Genomic DNA, 18,678 nt, shown 5'->3' on the forward strand with positions numbered 1-18,678 from the left:
ATCCCCCGAAATGTCTCCCATGAACCACGCGTCGACAGGAGGAAGCCCCATGGCCGGGCCGCATCCAGAGTTCATTCCCCCCGCACGGCCGATCATCGGCGAAGCCGAGATCGAGGCGGCCGTCCGGGTGCTGCGGAGCGGCCGGGTCGTGCAGGGCCCCGAGGTCGCGGCGTTCGAGGAGGAGTTCGGTGACCTGGTCGCCGGCCGGCACTGCGTCGCCGTCAACTCCGGCACCTCCGCGCTCCAGCTGACGCTGATGGCGCTCGGCTTCGGCCCCGGCGACGAGATCATCGTCCCCTCGTTCTCCTTCGCCGCCAGCGGCAACGCGGTCCGGCTGGTCGGCGCCGAGCCGGTCTTCGTGGACATCGAGCCGGGCAGCTTCTGCGTCGACCCGGAGGCGGTCGCCGCGGCGATCACGCCGAAGACCGTCGCGATCATGCCGGTGCACCTCTACGGCCACCCGGCCGCGATGGACCGGATCATGGAGATCGCGCAGCAGCACGGCCTCGCCGTGGTCGAGGACGCCGCGCAGGCGCACGGCGCCGAGCTGAACGGCACCCCGGTCGGCGCCTTCGGCACCGCCGGCTGCTTCAGCTTCTACCCGACGAAGAACATGCACTCCCTCGAGGGCGGCATGATCACCACCGCCGACGCGGACCTCGCCCGCACCCTGCGGCTGCTGCGCAACCAGGGCATGGAGCAGCGGTACGCCAACGAGATCGTCGGCGCCAACATGCGGATGACCGACGTGGCCGCCGCCATCGGCCGGGTGCAGCTCACCCAGCTCGCCGAGTGGACCGAGCAGCGCCGCGCCAACGCCAAGTTCCTCGACTCGGCGATCACCGGCATGGTCACCCCGCCGGTCGCCGACGGCGCCAAGCACGTCTACCACCAGTACACGGTGCGGGTGCGGGGCGACCGGGACGCCGCCCAGGCCCGCCTCACCGAGCTGGGCATCGGCAACGCGGTCTACTACCCGACCCCGATCCACCGGCTCAAGCCGTACCTCGTCGACGGCAAGCCGGGCGCGTGGAACCTGCCGGAGACCGAGCGGGCCGCCGCCGAGGTGGTCTCGCTGCCGGTGCACCCGTCGCTGAGCCAGGCCGAGCTGGAGCGCATCGCCGAGGGCGCGAACCTGGCCGGCGGTGCCCGATGAGCGCACGGAAGCTGCGGGCCGGCCTGATCGGCCTCGGCGCGATGGGGCGCAACCACGCCCGCGTGCTGTCCAACCTGGACGGCGTCGAGCTGGTCGGCGTGGTCGACCCGGCCGGCGACGTGACCGGCACGCTGCGCGCCCCGGTCGTACCCGAGCTGAGCGACCTGCTCGCCCTCGGCGTCGACTACGCGGTGGTGGCCTGCCCGACGGCGCTGCACGAGCCGATCGGCATGGAGCTGGCCGCCAACGGCGTCTGCGCGCTCATCGAGAAGCCGCTGGCCCAGTCCGTCGACGCGGCCACCCGGCTGGTCGAGGCGTTCGAGAACGCCGGCCTGGTCGCGGGCGTCGGCCACATCGAGCGCTACAACCCGGCGCTGCAGAGCCTGCGGACCCGCCTGGAGGCGGGCGAGCTGGGCGAGGTGTTCCAGGTCGTGACCCGGCGCCAGGGCCCGTTCCCGCACCGGATCGCCGACGTCGGCGTGGTGATGGACCTGGCCACCCACGACATCGACCTGACCGCCTGGGTGACCGGCCGGCAGTACGCCTCGGTCGCCGCCCGCACCGTCTCGCGCAGCGGCCGGCTGCACGAGGACATGGTCGCCGTGGTCGGCCAGCTCTCCGACGGCACGATGGTCAACCACCTGGTGAACTGGCTCAGCCCGCTCAAGGAGCGGTCCACTGTGGTCACCGGTGACAAGGGCTGCTTCGTGGCCGACACGCTCACCGCCGACCTGACGTTCTACGCCAACGCCGCCATCGACACCGAGTGGGAGGCGCTGCGCGCGTTCCGCGGCGTGGCCGAGGGCGACATGGTCCGCTACGCCATCCCGAAGCGGGAGCCGCTGCTGGTCGAGCACGAGCGCTTCCGGGACGCGGTGGAGGGCAAGCAGAGCGACATCGTCACGCTGCGGCAGGGTCTGCGTACCGTGCAGGTCGCGGCCGCCCTGCTGGAGTCGTCCGCCGACGGCAAGGTCGTGTCCGTCGCGGCCAGCGGCAGCGACGCGGAGCCGGCACTGCGATGAGCCCGGCGCCGGTGCGGCGGACGGTCTCCGCGGTGCGGCGGCGGATTCCCCGGCGGTGGCGCATCGCGCTCCGCCGGGCCGCCGCCGGCACGCGCCCCTGGGAGACCCCTTCGGTACGCGAACTGTGTGAACTTCCCGCCGGCACGCCGCTGCTTGTGCACGCCGGCGGGATCACCGGCGACCGGGCGCTGGACGGCGTGCTGCGCGGTCTGGCCCGGTTGCCCGAGTTCCACCTGGCACTGGTCTGCGACCCGGCGGAGCAGGCGGCCGCCCAGGACCTGGTCCGCCGGGCCGGCAAGGCCCGACGCCGGGTCCACCCGGTGCCGCGCCCCCGCACGATGACGGCCGCGTTCCTCGCCTCGGGGGACGTGGCCGTGTTCGGGTTCGCGCCGGACGCCGGTCTCGGGCTGCTCGACACCTGCCTCGCCGCCGGGCTGCGGGTGGTCGCCGCCGACAACCGGGTGGTCCGCGAGCACCTGGCCCGGCACCGGGCCGGCGACTTCTACGCGCCCGGCTCGGTGCCCTCCTTCGCCAAGGCGGTGGAACGGGCCTGGCAGCGGGGCGGCGACGACGCGCCGGAGACACCGGAGCCGCAGGAGCCGGCGGTCGCGCCGGTCGAGGCCGGCACCCCGGGCCGGTGGCGGGCGCTCGGCGCCGGGCCGGTCCGGCTGGGTCTGGGCACGGCGAACTACGCCGGGCAGCTCTCCGCCCTCGCGGTGGCGATCAGCGCCGCGCGGGCGGACGTCGGCATCGAGCTGGTCGTGGCCAAGCCGCCGGCCACCTACCGCTACCCGGCCGACCGGTATCTGCACTTCCCCGGCGAGCACCGGCTCGACGTGCAGGTGCAGCAGGCCGCGCGGGTGCTCGGCTGGTACACGCACCTGATCGTGGACGCGTTCCGCCCGGTGCTCGGCCGGCTCAACGGCGACGACATCGCCGCGGACCTGCCCGCGCTGCGCCGGGCCCGGCTCAAGGTCGCGCTGCTGGCGCACGGCAGTGAGATCCGCCACCCCGGCGCGCACCTGGAACGGCACGCCGAGTCCGCGTTCCGGGACGCGCCGGAGGAGCTGCGCGAGCGGCTCACCGTGGTGGCCGAGCGGAACCGGCGTACCGCGCAGGAGAGCGGCCTGCCGTTCTTCGTGACCACGCCGGACCTGCTGGACGACGTGCCGTTCGCCACCTGGGCGCCGCTGATCGTGGACGTGGACGCCTGGTCCTGCGACCGCCCGGTGCTGGAACGCACCAGGCCGGTGGTGCTGCACGCGCCGTCCAACCGCTGGACCAAGGGCACCGATCGGCTCCTGCCCCGGTTGCAGGAGCTGCACGATCGACGGATCATCGAACTGCGCCTGGTGGAGGGTCTGCCGCACAGCGAGATGCGCCGCCTGGTGCAGGACTGCGACATCGTGGTCGACCAGTTGGTGATGGGCAGCTACGGCACCTTCTCCTGTGAGGGGATGGCCGCCGGCAAGGTCGTGGTGGCGTACGTGAGTGAAGGACCGCACCGGGCCGCCGGGGTCCAGCCGCCGATCGCCAACGCCACACCCGGCACGCTCGTCAAGACGATCGAGTCGCTGCTCGACGACAGGCCCGCCGCGGTCGCCCTGGCCGCGGAGGGCGCGCGTTACGTCCGTGACCACCACGACGGCCGGCGGACCGCCGAGGCATTCGACGCCTTCCTCCGGTGACCCGCCGACCGTCCGTGCACCGCCCCGCCAACGAGGAGAAGCACCCGATGCAAGCTGTCCCGAGTAGCGACGCCCGACCGACCCGGGGACGGGTGGTGATGCTGGTCGACAACGGGGTCCACGGCGACTCCCGGGTGCAGAAGGCCGCCCGCTCCGCCGCCGAGGCCGGCTGGGAGGTGATCCTGGTCGGCATCCTCAAGGGCGCGGCGACCGAGGACACCTGGCGCATCGGCGACGCCGAGGTCCGCCTGATCCGGATGCCCCGGCGGCTGACGCACCCGGTCGCGTACCGCCGCGCGCTGCTGCGCCGCCCGCTGGCGTACAAGCCGGGGCCGGACGCCAAGCGGCGGCTGAACACGCTGCGGGCCCGCCGGGACGACCTGACGTTCCGTCTCTCCGAGATCAAGGTGAACCGGGCGGCGGGCGGGCCCCGCCTCGCCGAGCTGGCCGGCAAGGCCCGGCTCGCCGCGCCGTACTTCCTCAACAAGACGATGTTCCAGTGGGTCAAGTTCCGCTCGGCGCAGCTGCGGCGGCTCCAGGAGAGCCAGCAGAACCCGAACTCGCGGCTCGACCGCGCCGCGCTGCGGTTCTGGCAGCGGGTGCACGGCGACCGGGCCTGGCGCCGGCTGGACCCGGAACTGTGGGACTTCGAGCTGGCCTTCGCCTCGGTGGTGGACGAGCTGCGGCCGGATCTGATCCACGCGCACGACTTCCGGATGCTCGGCGTCGGCGCCCGGGCGGTCATGCGGGCCCGGGCCGGCGGACGGGACGTCAAGCTGCTCTGGGACGCGCACGAGTTCGTCCCCGGCATCATCGGCCGCCCGGCCAACCTGCGCTGGCTGCCCGCCCAGATCGCCTACGTGCGGGAGCACGCGCCGTACGCCGACGCGGTCATCACCGTCTCGTCCACCCTGGCGGACCTGCTGCGGGAGAGCCACGACCTGCCCGAGCAGCCGGCGGTGGTGCTGAACGCGCCGCCGCGGTCGCTCACCGCCGAACAGCGGGCCACGCCGGTGCCGGACATCCGGGCGATGTGCGGCATCGACGCCGGCACGCCGCTGCTCGTCTACTGCGGCGGCATCAACCCGTCGCGCGGCGTGGACATCATGATCCGGGGGCTCACCGAGATGCCCGAGGCGCACGTCGCGCTGGTCTCGGTGCACCCCAACGGCAAGGCCCCGATCATGTACGAGCTGGAGGAACTGGCCGCCGAACTGGGTGTGGCCGACCGGGTGCACCTGCTGCCGTACGTGCCGCACTGGCAGGTGTCCGCGTTCGTCGCCCCGGCCGACCTCGGCGTCATCCCGATCCACCACAAGCCGAACCACGAGATCGCGCTGATCACCAAGTTCTTCGAGTACGCCCACGGCGGCCTGCCGATGGTGGTCAGCGACGTGCGGACGATGGCCGAGGCGACCCGGGCCACCGGGCACGGCGAGGTCTTCCGGGCCGAGGACCTGGACGACTACGTCCGGGCGGTGCGTACCGTGCTGGCCGACCCGCAGCGCTACCGGGCCGCGTACGACCGGCCGGGCGTGCTGGAGCAGTGGACCTGGGAGGCGCAGGCCCGGGTGATGGACGAGGTCTACACCCGGCTGCTGCCGAACCACCCCGGCCCGGTGCGGCCGGCGGAGGCGGACACCGCCGTCACGGCGGTGCCGAACCAGCGGACGGCGGTGCCGGTGCGCTGACCGGCGGGAAACGACAGCGGGGCCCGGCCGACCGGCCGGGCCCCGCACTCGTTGCGCCTGCTCAGTCGCCCAGCAGCAGCCGGTCGTAGTCGGCCTGGGTGACGGCCCAGTCCCAGGTCTTCAGCACGTGCTCCGAGGCGGCCCGGCCGGCCTCCGCCCACGTCTGCTCGGTCGCGGTGACGGCCAGGATCCGCTCCGCCGCCTCCGCCGGGGTGTCCGCCATCCAGTCGGCGGGGAAGAGGGTACGGGCGCCGTGCGGCTTGCCGGCGAAGAACGGCCAGTCCCGCACCACCGGCACCGCGCCGCTCGCCGCGCCCTCCACCAGACCGCAGTGGAAGCTCTCCCGCACCGAGGTGCTGAGGATGACGCCGACCTCCTGGAGCGCGCCCGGCACGTCGTCGGTCTGCCCGTAGCGCCGGACCGCGCCCAGCGGCTCCAGCTCGGCCAGGTCCTTGGCGAGCAGCCGGCCGTAGTCCTTCGCCGGCTTGCTGGTCCGGTTGTTGAAGTTGCTGCCGATCAGCGTCAGGTTGTACCGCTCGTCGTGCTCCCGCAGCTTCCGCAGGACGTCGATCGCCCACCGCGGATCCTTCGCCACCGAGCTGAACCCGACCAGCCCCAGCGTGAACCGGGCGTCGGCCGGCTTGGCCCGGGGGTAGCGCTGCAGGTCCATCGCGTTGTCGACCACCCACAGCCGGGGGGCGCGTTCGCCGGTGAGCTGCGGCAGCACCGCGGTGGACAGGTCCCGCAGGTGCTCGGAGACGAAGACGACGTCGTCGACCCGGGAGAAGTCCACCAGGTGCGGCCAGAAGTTGAACGCCTCGAAGCTGTGCAGCCGGACGATGATCCGGGCGGTCCCCGGGTCGTGCAGCGTGAACAGCGCGGCGGTGGCCTGGCACCAGTCGACGAACACGGTGTCGGCCCAGTCCAGGTGCGGCCGCAGCCACTCCTCGATCTTGGCCCCGTACGTCGACTCGGCGCCGAGCAGGTGTTCCATCACGGTGCTGCCGCTGAGCGCCAGCGGACGGGTCACCGGATCCTCGTACAGGTCCAGGAAACGGACCTCCACGTTCGGCATGGCCCGGTAACGCTCCAGGATCTCCTGCAGGAAGTTGTCGTTGATCAGCGTGGTGACCAGCAGCCGCAGCGGCCGGTCGGTGGGCGGCGGGGCGGCCGGGGCGAGCCGGCCCCGCGGCTCGGACAGCTTCCGCGCCGCCGCGCTCTCCCGGAACGGCGCCAGGAAGGCGCCCGGGTCGTCGCTCATCGGCGAGGAGAGCCGGTCGAAGTGCAGCACCCGGTTGGACGCCAGGCTCCACGCCCGCGACACCGCCGCGGCGGCCTTCTTCGGGTCCTTCGCCAGCCGGGCGTCGGCCAGCGCGAGCTGGGCGCGGATCGCGTCGTGCAGGCCGGACGGGACGTGTCCGAGGGCCAGCTCGCCCTGCGCGGCCTTGGTGAGCACGTCCGCGCGTGTGGCGGCGCTGTTGATCCGGCTGACCGCTGCCGCCGCGGTCCGGGCGGCGACCGCCGGGCGGCCCGCCTTGACCGCGCTGTCGTGCAGCCGCACCGCGAGCTTGCTGCGCAGCCGGTCCGGTACGCGGGGCGCGGCCACCGCGCGGGACCAGAACCAGGCACCGGCCGGGTTGCTCATGATCCGCTGGCCGGTCGCCTTCTGGACGGTGGTGCGCACCGTCTCCACCGCCGCCCGCTTGGCGCCCCGGGTGCCGATGCCGGCGGCCGCCGCGACCTGCCGCTCCAGCCGCTTGCCGACCGGCTCGGTACGCGGCGCGTCGAGCGCCCGCTGCGCCGGCACGAGCCCGAAGTGCGCACCGGCCCGGGTGTTGCGCTGGGCCATCTCCCACACCGTGTAGACCGACCGGGGGTCCAGGGCCACCAGCAGGTCGGCGGACCGGAAACGCTGCCGCAGCCAGGCGTGGCGCTGCGCGTGCAGCCAGATCTTGCGGTTGGCCTGCGCCCGGCCGAGCGCCCGCCGCAGCCGGGCGTCGCGCTTCTCGGCGGGTACGACGAACGACCGCACCTCGGCCAGCGCCGGGTCGACGGGGAGTTCCTCGCTGTCGAAGAAGCACGCCACCGTGACGCGGGCGCCGCGGCTGCGGAAACGTTCCAGCGCCTCGATCAGCACGGCCGGCTGCTTCGGTGCGGCGGCGGCCACGATGAGCACTGTGGTCACTGTCGGGCATCTCCCGTCGAGGAGGTCGTGGCCGGGGTGGCCGCGCCGGCGCCGGTGGGCCGGACGAGTTCGGTGAGGCGGCGGACCGCCGGGGCGAGCACAGCGGGCCGGGCGAAACGGCGGGCCAGGTCCCGGGCGGCGGCACGGTCCGCGTCGGTCGCCTTCAGGGCGAGCCGGCCGGCCTCCACGAAGGAGCCGGCGAGGCGGTGCGGGTCGAGCCCGACCGCCCCGGTCCACAGCGGATGGCCGGCCAGCACGTTGCTGGCGTCGTGGTCGACGTCGTGGGCGGAGAGCACGGGCAGGCCGCTGGCCATGAACTCGTACACCTTGCCGGAGGTGACGAACCGCCCGCCGACGAGCATCAGCACCAGCGCGTCCCAGGAGCCGTACGTGGCCGCCAGCTCCGCCTTCGGCACCGGGCCGCCGAAGCTGACCCCGTCGACGGCGGCCTCCTTGAGCAGGTCCATGTGCCGGTTGGCCTCACGCGACGCGCCCGCGCCGATGTGCCCGCGCACCTCGAAGCGGGAGCGGGCCAGCAGCGGGTCGTCGCGCCGGGCGATGCGCCAGGCGTCCAGCACCGACTCCAGGAACGCCGGGCTGAAGTTGACCGAGCCCAGGTAGCCGAAGGTCAGCCCGGCCGCCGGGTCCGGCGAGCGGCCGGAGATGTCCGGCAGGCTGTCCTCGTCGTAGCCGTTGCGCACCACGTGCACCCGGTCGGCCAGGTGCGGGTACCGCTCCCGGTAGAAGCCGGCGATCGGGTCGTTGACGCACCAGACCGCGAGCGCGTTCTCCAGCACTGTGGACTCCCACCGGCCGGAGACCGAGTCGCGGGTGAACGCCTCGCCGCCGCCGATCACGTCGAGCGACCAGCCGTCGCGGAAGTCGACCGCGTACGGGACCTTGTGCTCCTCCCACAGCTTCCGGGTGGCCGCCAGGTTCACGTACGGCGCGCAGGAGGCGAGCAGCAGGTCGGCCGGGTGCTCGCGGTGCAGCCGCAGCACCGCCTTCTCCAGCTCGTACCGCCAGCCGCCGAACACCGGCTCCGGGAACGCCTGCTGCTCACGCTTGCGCAGCCGCTTGATCCAGCCCGCCGGGTCCAGCGAACGCTCCTCGGAGAACGCCCTGATGTCGGTCTCCAGGTCCTCCCGGATCAGTGGCAGCTCGACCACCCGCACCCGCGGGTCGACCTTCTCCGACAGCGTGTGGTCCAGGCCGTACTCCCGCTCCCACGCCTGCTGGCAGATCGTGATGACGGTGACGTCCCAGCCCTGGGCGACGAACTGGTTCGCCGTCTCGCGCAGCCGGTACGCGCTGCTCTTCGCCGCGGGCGGGAAGCCGATCGCGAGGTAGATGGCGTGCGGCCGCTTCCCGCTGCGCGAGCGGGGGAGCGGGACGGTGTGGTTGGTCATCGCTGATAACCGATCGTGAGGAGGGAGCGCGTCGTCATGCCAGGTGCCGCCGGAGCGTCTCGGCGACCCGCCGGGCCGCCCGGCCGTCACCGTACGGGGTGCCGCGCGGCGCCTCCGGGGCGGGACGCGTCGCGGTGGCCGCCCACCGGGCGCCCAGCTCGCGCGGATCCGGCACCAGCACGTTCCAGCCGTCGGCGAGCGTCTCGACCCACTCCGTCTCGGTGCGCAGCGTGGTGCACGGCCGGTCCAGCAGGTACGCCTCCTTCTGGAGGCCGCCCGAGTCGGTGACCACGCCGGCGGAGCCGACCACGGCGGCCACCATCGCGGCGTACGGCAGCGGCCGGCCGGCGTGCAGCGCGCCCCGGGTCAGCTTCAGCCCGTGCTGGTCGGCGCGGGCGACCAGCCGCGGGTGGGCCAGCAGCGCGACCGGCACGGGCAGGTCGGCGAGCGCGTCGAGCAGCGCGGCGAGCCGCTTCGGGTCGTCGGTGTTCTCCGCGCGGTGCAGCGTGGCGAGCAGGTACGGCGCGTCCGGGTCGATGCCGTCGGGCAGCGCCGGGCGGGGCTGCCCGCCCCGCGCCACGTCGTCGCGGACCCGCAGGCAGACGTCCACCATCACGTCGCCGACCAGTTCGGTACGGGCGGCCAGGCCCTCGGTGGCGAGGTGCCGGACGGCCTCCTCGGTGGGGGCGAGCAGCAGATCGGCGGCGTGGTCGGTGAGCACCCGGTTGTGCTCCTCCGGCATCCGCCGGTTGAACGACCGCAGCCCGGCCTCCAGGTGCGCCACCCGCAGGTGCTGCTTCACCGCCGACAGCGTGCCGGCCAGCGTCGAGTTGGTGTCGCCGTACACCAGCACCCAGTCCGGCGCCTCGGCGGCGAGCACCGGGTCCAGGGCGGCCAGGGTGTTGCCGGTCTGCACGCCGTGGCTGCCGGAGCCGATCCCCAGGTGCACGTCCGGGTCGGGGATGCCGAGGCCGGAGAAGAAGACGTCGGACAGGTCGGCGTCGTAGTGCTGGCCGGTGTGCACGATCACGTGCTCGCACCCGTCCTCGGCGAACGCCGCCGCGATGGGCGCCAGCTTCACCAACTGCGGTCGGGCGCCGACGATGCTGACGACCTTCACACGTGACTCCTCGTGATCTGCGACGGATTCTCGGTGCGGACCGGCCGCCGCCCGAGTCGGGAGGCCGTGGACCCCGGCCGGGTGGCCGGGCCGGTGCCCGCAGGCCCTAGGAATAGTAGTGCCCCACCCGCCGCCGGACGACGTACGCGGACGCGGCCGGTACGCGATGGTGGGCCGGGCCACCCGCCGTCACCGGACGCCGCCGCCCCGACGGGGAGCACGGTGACCGGTGGCGTGGAACGGGACACGAGGGACCAGCCTAACCGAACCGGCCGGATCACCCCGGTCCGGCGGGCGCCCGCCCGGCGGCTCGCGGCCGTCGCGGCACGGCCCGGTCACCGCCGGTACGTCCCGCCGCCGGGGGATCGTCGCCGAGTCTTCACCGGGCCGGGCGAGCCTGGCCCGGCGCCGCAGCCCGGCTTGCGTACACTACGGCGCCATGACCGCCCCCGGGCCCGAGACCCGTACCCGCACCGCAGACGCCGGTGGAACGGTGGCCGACGCCACCGACGAGACCGCGAAGCCGCCGGCCGCCGACGGCGCGGACCGGCCCGCCGACGCCGCGCCGCAGCCGGAGACCGCCGCGGCGGAGCGTGCCGACCGCCCGGGGCGGTGGCACCGGATGCGGCCGGATCTGCTGGTCGCGGCGATCTACCTGGCCGGCGCGTTCTGGGTGACCGCGCGGGGCTGGGTGAACCCCGACGGCCGGCTGCTCGGCAGCCGCCCGAACGACCAGGGCTTCAACGAGTGGATGCTGGCGTACGCCGCGCACGCGGTCAGCAACCTGGAGAACCCGTTCTTCACCTCGTTGCAGAACGCCCCGGACGGCGTGAACCTGATGACGAACGTCGGCATGCAGCTGCCCGGGCTGGTGCTGTCCCCGGTCACCCTGCTGTTCGGCGCGCCGTTCGCGTACCTGCTGTTCATCACGCTCAACCTGGCCGGCACCGCGTACGCCTGGTACCACGTGCTGTCCCGCAACCTGGTCTCGTCCCGGGCGGCGGCGTTCGCCGGCGGCCTGTTCTGCGCGTTCGCGCCGGCGCTGGTGTCGCACAGCAACGGCCACCCGCACATCACCGCCCAGTGGCTGGTGCCGTTCATCCTCTGGCAGGTGATCCGGCTGGCCCGGGACGGCCGCCCGGTGCGCAACGGCCTGGTGCTGGGCGCGCTCGTGGTGGCGCAGTTCTTCGTGAGCCTGGAGATCCTGTTCCTGACCGCGCTCGGCTGCCTGATGATGGTCATCGGCTACGTGATCTTCCGGCCGCGTGAGGCGCTGCGCCGGGCCGGGCCGATGCTCGGCGGGCTCGCCATCACCGGCGTGCTCGTCGGTGCGGCCTCGGCGTACCCGCTGTGGATGCAGTTCGCCGGCCCGCAGCACCGGGTCGGTCACCCGGGCGACCCGGACGTCTACGCGCTGACCCTCGGCTCGTTCGTGCGGTACGCCACCGAGTCCGTGGCCGGCAGCCCCACCAGCGCCCTGCGCTGGGGCCCGAACACCACCGAGCAGGCCAGCTTCTACGGCTGGTCGGTGATGATCCTCGCGATCGGCGCCGCCCTGTGGCTGCGCCGCGAGATCGTGATCCGGGTGCTCGCCGTGGTCGCGCTGATCTCGGCGTTCTTCTCGATCGGCACCACCTGGACCGTGGGCACCCGCCGCACCGACGTGCCGGCGCCGTTCGCGCTGGTGTCCGAGCTGCCGGTGTTCGACTCGGTGGTGGTCTCCCGGTTCGCGCTGATCACCACGGTGGCGCTCGGCGTGCTGTTCGCGGTGGCCGGGGACCGGGTGGCCCGGGTACGGGCGGACGAGCCCGGCCAGTCCCGGCTGGTGCCCCGTCTGGCCGCCGTCGCGCTGTTCGCCGCGCTGCTGCCGATCCTGCCCACCCCGCTGGAGGCGCGCGGGCGCAACCCGGTGCCGGACTTCGTCACCGCCGGCGTCTGGAAGGAGCACGTCGCCCCCGGCCGCACCCTGGTGCCGGTCCCGGTCGACGGCATGACGTCGCTGTACTGGAGTTCCGCCGCGCTGGCCGGCTTCGCCGTACCGGAGGGGTACTTCCTCGGGCCGGTCTCCAAGACCGACAACACCGGCCGGTGGGGCGTCGAGCCGCAGCCGACCGCGAAGCTGCTCACCGCCGTGTCGCGGGGCCAGCGGGACACCGCTGTCGGCCCCGCCGACGTCGAGCAGGCCCGCGCCGACGTGCGGCACTGGAAGGCCGACGCGGTGGCGCTGCCGGACCGGGCCCGCCGCCACGACGACCTCAAGGTGGTGCTCGACGCGTTGTACGGGCCGGGCCGGCGGGTGGCGGACGTCTGGCTGTGGGACGTCCGCCCGCTCACCCGGTGAGCGTCACGGCGACCGGGTCCAGATGAGCAGCAGGTAGCCGCCGAAGTAGGTCGAGAACGCGGTGAGCGCGACCAGCACGGTGACGGCCCGGGCCCGCCCGGCCCGGGCCAGGCCGACGGCGGCCGGCAGCAGCAGCGCGAACGCCGGCACCAGGAACCGCGCCTTGGAGTGGTAGTAGCCCGCCGCGCCGAGCGTGGTGACGATCATCAGCCCGCTGAACAGCAGCAACTCCCAGGGCTGGCGGTCGATCACGCTGAGCACGAAGAACATCAGCGCCAGCAGCAGCACCACGCTCACCACGAGCATCTGCGGCGTGGCGGACACCGCCAGCACCTCGCGCCCTCGCCGGAACGTGTCCACGCCGAAGTCGAAGTGGCTGCGCCAGCCGGCGGACTGGATGTGGAACCAGCCGTCCGGCCGCCCGGTCTGGACACCCACCCAGGCCAGGTAGGCGAGCCAGCCGGTCGGGGCGAGCAGCATCGCCACCCACGGCCGCCAGCCGTCCCGGCGCCGGACCACCGCCAGCAGCGCGGCCAGGCCGACCACCGGGATCAGCGACGAGGCGGTGGGCCGGGTCAGGCCGGCGAACAGGCAGAGCACGCCCGCGGTCAGCCAGTGCCGGCGCAGCAGCGCGTACAGCGTCCACGCGGCCAGCGCGGTGAACAGCGTCTCGCTGTAGGCCATCGACTGCACGACGGCGTGCGGCAGCGCGGCCCAGAGCGCGGCGAGCACCACGCCGGTGCGGCGGTCGTGCAGGTACGAGCCGATCGCGTACAGCGCCCAGGCCGCCGCCAGGCCGGCGAGCGTGGCCACGGCCAGCCCGGCGGTACGCGGGCCGAGCGGGGTGACCCGTTCCACCACGCCGATCAGGGCCGGGTAGAGCGGGAAGAACGCCATGTCGCTCTGCACCCGTTCGTACCCGTCGTAGCCCCGCTGGGCGATGGCGAGGTAGTACGTCGCGTCGGACAGGGTCAGCTCGCGTGCCGGGGAGAGGTTCAGCGACCGCGCCCAGACGTACACGGCCGCCACGCCGATCAGCCGGATCACCGCGTAGACCGCCAGCGCGGGCGCCGCGTCCCGGGCGGCGTCGCGCAGCCGCCGGACGGGACTGGGCCGGGCGCGATCGGCTGTGGCCGGCTCGGTCGCCGGTGCTGGTGCGGGCCGGCTGGGTTCCTCGGTGGTCACCACGTCCATTGTGCGGTCCCGTTCGCGCTGAGCTGGGGTTGGCCGAGGGCCCGCGTGGCGCGGCCGGCGACCCGGCGAACGACTCGGAGCGGGCGCCGGTCGTTGAACAGGTTGGAGGGTAGCAACCGTCACAGCAGGTCGGGGGGCACCGGCGGCGGCGGACGTCCGGGCCCGATCCGCTGTCGTAGACTCGCTCGGGTCCGCGGGCGCGGCGCTGGCGACGACGAAACGGGCAGGAATGGGATCTGACGGCACGACCGCAGCGGCGGGCACCCGGGGACGGGTCGTGATGCTGGTGGACAACGGGGTCATCGGTGACTCCCGGGTGCAGAAGGCGGCCCGGTCCGCCGCCGACGCCGGCTGGGACGTCGTGCTGCTCGGCCGGGCGCCGGTCGGCAGTCCGCAGAGCTGGCGCCTCGGCGCCGCCGAGGTACGCCTCGTGCCGATGCCCGAGCCGCTGGCCCGCCGCCGGCACGAGTTCCGCCGGGCCTGGCTGCGGCACCCGCTCGCCTATCCGCCCAGCGGCATCGCGGCGCACCGTACGCAGGCGGTCAAGGCCTGGCGCGCGGACCTGGCGGTACGCCGGGCGGCGCTCACCGTCGCGGCCCGCGAGTCCGGCGTAGGCCGGCCGGGCGGGCTGCAGTGGGCCGCGCTGCGCGCCGAGGAGAAGCTGTCCGGCCTGACCCGCAAGTGGGTCGGCTTCCGCAACCGTCAGCTCACCCGGGCCCGCAAGGGCCGCAAGCTGGACGGCCCCTGGGACCGCGCGTACACGATGTTCTGGCGCGGGCTGCGCGGCGACGGCGCGTGGCGGCGCCTGGAGCCCGGCCTGTGGGACTACGAGCTGGCCTACGGCCCGGTGGTCGACGAGCTGGCGCCGGACCTGATCCACGCCAACGACTTCCGGATGCTCGGCGTCGGCGCCCGCGCGAAGGTCCGGGCCGCCGCGAAGGGCCGCCGGATCGCGCTGCTCTGGGACGCCCACGAATATCTTCCCGGCGTGCAGCCGTGGCGCGACAACGCCCGCTGGCTGCCCGGCAACGTGGCGCACGAACGGGAGTACGTGCCGTACGCCGACGCCACCATGACCGTCTCCGGTGGCCTGGCCGACCTGCTGCGCACCGAGCACGGGCTGGCCGAACGGCCAGCGGTCGTGCTGAACGCCCCAGCGGTGGACGAGCTGCCGGCCGACCCGGCCGAGCCGGTGCCGGACATCCGCGCCCGCTGCGGGCTCGGGCCGGACGAGCCGCTGCTCGTCTACAGCGGGGTGGCCGCCGCCAAGCGCGGCCTCGGCGTGATGGTCGAGGCGCTGCCCCGGCTGCCCGGCGCGCACGTCGCGTTCGTGGTGAACAAACCCGACTCGGCGTACGTCAGGGGCCTGGTCACCCGGGCCGGCGAGCTGGGCGTGGCGGACCGGCTGCACGTGCTGCCGTACGTGCCGCACCACCAGGTCGTCCGGTTCCTCAGCGGCGCGCAGGTCGGCGTCATCCCGATCCAGCACTGGCCGAACCACGAGATCGCGCTGATCACCAAGTTCTTCGAGTATTCACACGCCGGTCTGCCGCTGGTCGTGTCCGACGTGCGCACCATGGCCGAGACTGTCCGGGAGACCGGTCAGGGCGAGGTGTTCCGCGCCGAGGACGTGACCGACTTCGTCCGCGCGGTCACCGCGGTGCTCGCCGACCCGCAGCGGTACCGCGCCGCGTACGACCGGCCGGGCCTGCTGGCCGGCTGGACGTGGGAGGCGCAGGCGCGGGTGCTCGACGAGGTCTACTCGCGGCTGCTGCCGGACGCACCGCCCCGGCCGGCGCCGGCGGCGCACGCACCGGTGGAGCCGGCGCAGGTGGAGGTGGGGGCGTGAGCGGGCCGGACGTGACAGTGGTGGTCGCCGTCTACAACACCATGCCGTACCTGACCGCCTGCCTGGACTCGCTCGTCGGGCAGACCATCGGGCTGGACCGGCTGGAGGTCGTCGCCGTCGACGACGGCTCCACCGACGGCAGCGGCGCCGAACTGGACCGCTACGCCAAGCGGTACCCGGGCACGGTCCGGGTGCTGCACCAGGCCAACTCCGGCGGCCCGGCGGCACCGAGCAACGTGGCGCTCGACCACGCCCGCGGCCGGTACGTCTTCTTCATCGGCTCGGACGACCATCTCGGCCCGGAGGCGCTGGAGCGCCTGGTCGACGCCGCCGACCGGTGGGACTCCGACGTGGTGCTGGGCCGGATGGTCGGCACCAACAAGCGCTACGTGCACCAGGCCGTCTACGCCACCACCCAGGAGCGGCTCGACCTGTTCGGCAGCGACCTGCCCTGGTCGTTGTCGAACACCAAGCTGTTCCGGCGGGACCTGATCGAGCGGCACGGCCTGCGGTACCGCACGGACATGCCGATGGGCAGCGACCAGCCGTTCACGCTGGAGGCGTGCTTCCGGGCCAAGAAGGTGTCGGTCCTCGGCGACTACGAGTACTACTACGCGGTCAAGCGGGACAACGCCCAGAACATCACGTATGCCAGTCGGTTCGAGGAGCGGCTGCGCTGCGCCGAGGAGCTCGTCGGTTTCGTCGCCGGGCTGATCGAGCCCGGCCCGCGGCGGGACGCCGTGCTGGTGCGTCACTTCACCTGGGAGGTGGCGAAGCTGCTCCGCACGGAGTTCCTCGCCCTCTCCCCGGATGTGCAGCGGCAGGTCCACGACCGGATCCGCAAGCTCGCCGAGGCGTACCTGACCGACGGGGTGACCGCCCGGATGGCGCCCGAGGAGCGGCTGCGGGTCGCGGTGGCGCGTGACGGCGACCTCGACGCGCTGCGCACGATCGTCGGCCAGCACGCCGACCGGTCGCTGCCCGAGGTGATCATCGAGGGCGACCGCTGGTACGCCGGCCAGGTCGGCTTCCGCGACCCGGCGTTCGGCTACCCGGACGACTGGTACGACGTCACCGACCGCGCCGCCGCGATACTGGCCAAGCTGACCGCGACCGGGCTGGCCTGGGGACGCGACGCCGCCGGCGCCCGGGCCCTGGTGGTCACCGCGCGCAGCCGCTGGGCCGAGCTGGCCGAGCTGAACGCGGAGGCGCTGCGGGTCAGCGTGGGCGATCTGACGGGTGTCACGTCGGTCGAGGCGTCCGGCCCCGGTACCGTCGTACGGACGGACTTCGCGGTGGACCGGTTGCTGGCGGTCGTCGCGGGGACAGGTGAGCGTCGTATCGTACGCGCCGAGGTCTCCGCCCTGGGCGGGACGGGCTCGGCGCCGTTGCGCACCGACCGCCCTGTCGCCGCACCCCGGCTGGTGGCCCGGCGCGGTGTCCGCTGGCACCTCGTCACGCCCACCACGAACCACAAGGGCCAGGTGATCGTCGCGATCACGCCGGTGACCCCCGGTCGGTTCCTTGCCCGCCTGCGCCGAATCTGGCCCTCTGGAGGAAAGTAGTTCATGAACATCTGCGTCGTCGCGCTCGGCAAGATCGGTCTGCCGCTGGCCGTGCAGTTCGCGTCCAAGGGGCACCGGGTGATCGGCGCCGACGTCTCCGAGCGGGTCGTCCAGCTGGTCAACGACGGTGCCGTGCCCTTCCCGGGTGAGGCCGACCTGGACGTCAAGCTCAAGGAGGCGGTGGCCGCCGGCCTGCTGTCGGCCACCACCGACACCGCCACCGCGGTCGCCGAGTCGGAGGCGGTCGTCGTGGTCGTGCCGCTGTTCGTGGACGCCGAGGGCGTGCCGGACTTCGGCTGGATGGACGACGCCACCCGGGCCATCGCCCGTGGGCTGAAGCCGGGCACGCTGGTCAGCTACGAGACCACGCTGCCGGTCGGCACCACCCGTAACCGGTGGGCGTCGATGCTCGCCGAGGGCTCCGGCCTGACCGCCGGCACCGACTTCCACCTGGTGTTCAGCCCGGAGCGGGTGCTCACCGGCCGGGTCTTCGCCGACCTGCGCCGCTACCCGAAGCTGGTCGGCGGCATCGACGAGGCGTCGGCCGCGCACGGCGTGCGGTTCTACGAGGCGGTGCTCGACTTCGACGAGCGCCCCGACCTGGACCGCCCCAACGGCGTGTGGGACCTCGGCTCGGCCGAGGCGTCCGAGCTGGCCAAGCTCGCCGAGACGACCTACCGGGACGTGAACATCGGCCTGGCGAACCAGTTCGCCCGCTTCGCCGACACCGTCGGCGTGGACGTCACCAAGGTCATCGAGGCGTGCAACACGCAGCCGTACAGCCACATCCACTCGCCGGGTATCGCCGTCGGCGGCCACTGCATCCCGATCTACCCGCGGATGTACCTGTGGAACGACCCGGCCGCCACCGTGGTCCGCTCGGCCCGCGAGGCCAACGCGGCCATGCCGGAGTACGCGGTCGACCTGCTCGCCGCCGCGTACGGCGACCTGACCGGGGTGGGTGTGCTGGTGCTGGGCGCCGCCTACCGGGGTGGCGTGAAGGAGACCGCGTTCTCCGGCGTCTTCCCGACCGTGGAGGCGCTGCGCCGCCGGGGTGCGGTGCCGTACGTGTCGGACCCGATGTACACCAACGAGGAACTGGTCGCGCACGGCCTGCCCGGCTACGACGGCGAGCCGGTCGGCGCCGCTGTCATCCAGGCCGACCACGCGGAGTACCGCACCCTCGCCCCGGCCGACCTGCCGGGCGTGACGGTGCTGGTCGACGGCCGCCGGGTCACCGACCCGGCGCGCTGGACCGGCGTGCGCCGGGTGGTCATCGGGGGCTGACCCCAGCGGTTTCTCGGGCCCCGGCCGTTCTCGGACGACCGGGGCCCGTCGCATGCCGTCATCGTCATGACGCCGTCCGGAGTTCACCTGCCGGACACCCCGGCAATACTTGTGTCATGTGATCCGTTTAGGGTCGCAGCCGTCGGAGATCGACTCGGACCGACATCGGCG

The 18,678-nt window shown here is 73.8% G+C and carries 12 protein-coding genes; 8 read left to right on the forward strand and 4 right to left on the reverse strand.

The features are described 5' to 3' along the window. Positions 1 to 49: 49 nt before the first annotated feature. Genes CLT75_RS02040 through CLT75_RS02055 form a run of 4 tightly spaced genes read left to right on the forward strand, consistent with a single transcriptional unit; the run spans position 50 to position 5,557 of the window. The gene (locus CLT75_RS02040; protein WP_135239216.1) at positions 50 to 1,156 is read left to right on the forward strand and encodes a DegT/DnrJ/EryC1/StrS aminotransferase family protein; all 1,107 of its coding nucleotides are present in this window, start codon (positions 50 to 52) and stop codon (positions 1,154 to 1,156) included. After that, positions 1,153 to 2,178, forward strand: a complete 1,026-nt coding sequence (locus CLT75_RS02045) for a Gfo/Idh/MocA family protein (RefSeq protein ID WP_135239217.1) — start codon at positions 1,153 to 1,155, stop codon at positions 2,176 to 2,178. Before CLT75_RS02040 ends, CLT75_RS02045 begins: the two co-directional genes overlap by 4 nt. Beyond that, the gene (locus CLT75_RS02050) at positions 2,175 to 3,866 is read left to right on the forward strand and encodes a glycosyltransferase family protein (RefSeq protein ID WP_135239218.1); all 1,692 of its coding nucleotides are present in this window, start codon (positions 2,175 to 2,177) and stop codon (positions 3,864 to 3,866) included. Before CLT75_RS02045 ends, CLT75_RS02050 begins: the two co-directional genes overlap by 4 nt. A 47-nt stretch (positions 3,867 to 3,913) precedes the next feature. Further along, positions 3,914 to 5,557 carry a glycosyltransferase family protein gene (locus CLT75_RS02055; protein ID WP_486485034.1) on the forward strand — a complete coding sequence of 548 codons (1,644 nt, stop codon included), beginning with the start codon at positions 3,914 to 3,916 and terminating at the stop codon, positions 5,555 to 5,557. Positions 5,558 to 5,618: 61 nt separating this feature from the next. On the opposite strand, the gene CLT75_RS02060 is transcribed toward CLT75_RS02055, so the two are convergent. The 3 genes from CLT75_RS02060 to wecB are packed head-to-tail and all read right to left on the reverse strand — an operon-like array spanning position 5,619 to position 10,271. Beyond that, positions 5,619 to 7,742, reverse strand: coding sequence for a glycosyltransferase family 1 protein (locus CLT75_RS02060; protein ID WP_135239219.1), 2,124 nt, complete (start codon positions 7,740 to 7,742; stop codon positions 5,619 to 5,621). Beyond that, the gene (locus CLT75_RS02065) at positions 7,739 to 9,151 is read right to left on the reverse strand and encodes a glycosyltransferase (RefSeq protein WP_135239220.1); all 1,413 of its coding nucleotides are present in this window, start codon (positions 9,149 to 9,151) and stop codon (positions 7,739 to 7,741) included. The genes CLT75_RS02060 and CLT75_RS02065 overlap by 4 nt, the downstream gene beginning before the upstream one ends. A 34-nt stretch (positions 9,152 to 9,185) precedes the next feature. Beyond that, positions 9,186 to 10,271 carry a non-hydrolyzing UDP-N-acetylglucosamine 2-epimerase gene (gene wecB, locus CLT75_RS02070; RefSeq protein ID WP_135239221.1) on the reverse strand — a complete coding sequence of 362 codons (1,086 nt, stop codon included), beginning with the start codon at positions 10,269 to 10,271 and terminating at the stop codon, positions 9,186 to 9,188. 439 nt (positions 10,272 to 10,710) lie between these two features. Between wecB and CLT75_RS02075 the strand changes: the two genes are divergently transcribed. Next, entirely contained in the window at positions 10,711 to 12,612 is a 1,902-nt protein-coding gene (locus tag CLT75_RS02075) for a DUF6311 domain-containing protein (protein ID WP_135239222.1), read from the forward strand. Positions 12,613 to 12,615: 3 nt separating this feature from the next. Here the strand turns inward: CLT75_RS02075 and CLT75_RS02080 are convergent, their stop codons facing one another. Then, on the reverse strand, positions 12,616 to 13,806 hold the full coding sequence (locus tag CLT75_RS02080) for a hypothetical protein (RefSeq protein WP_135239223.1): 1,191 nt from the start codon (positions 13,804 to 13,806) through the stop codon (positions 12,616 to 12,618). 229 nt (positions 13,807 to 14,035) lie between these two features. On the opposite strand from CLT75_RS02080, the gene CLT75_RS02085 reads away from it, so the two are divergent. Genes CLT75_RS02085 through CLT75_RS02095 form a run of 3 tightly spaced genes read left to right on the forward strand, consistent with a single transcriptional unit; the run spans position 14,036 to position 18,507 of the window. Further along, entirely contained in the window at positions 14,036 to 15,655 is a 1,620-nt protein-coding gene (locus CLT75_RS02085; protein WP_486485035.1) for a glycosyltransferase family 4 protein, read from the forward strand. Beyond that, on the forward strand, positions 15,652 to 17,220 hold the full coding sequence (locus CLT75_RS02090) for a glycosyltransferase (RefSeq protein WP_135239224.1): 1,569 nt from the start codon (positions 15,652 to 15,654) through the stop codon (positions 17,218 to 17,220). Before CLT75_RS02085 ends, CLT75_RS02090 begins: the two co-directional genes overlap by 4 nt. A 3-nt stretch (positions 17,221 to 17,223) precedes the next feature. Further along, positions 17,224 to 18,507, forward strand: a complete 1,284-nt coding sequence (locus CLT75_RS02095) for a nucleotide sugar dehydrogenase (protein ID WP_135239225.1) — start codon at positions 17,224 to 17,226, stop codon at positions 18,505 to 18,507. Positions 18,508 to 18,678: the final 171 nt, after the last annotated feature.

It is taken from the genome of Micromonospora sp. CNZ285 (assembly GCF_004637285.1).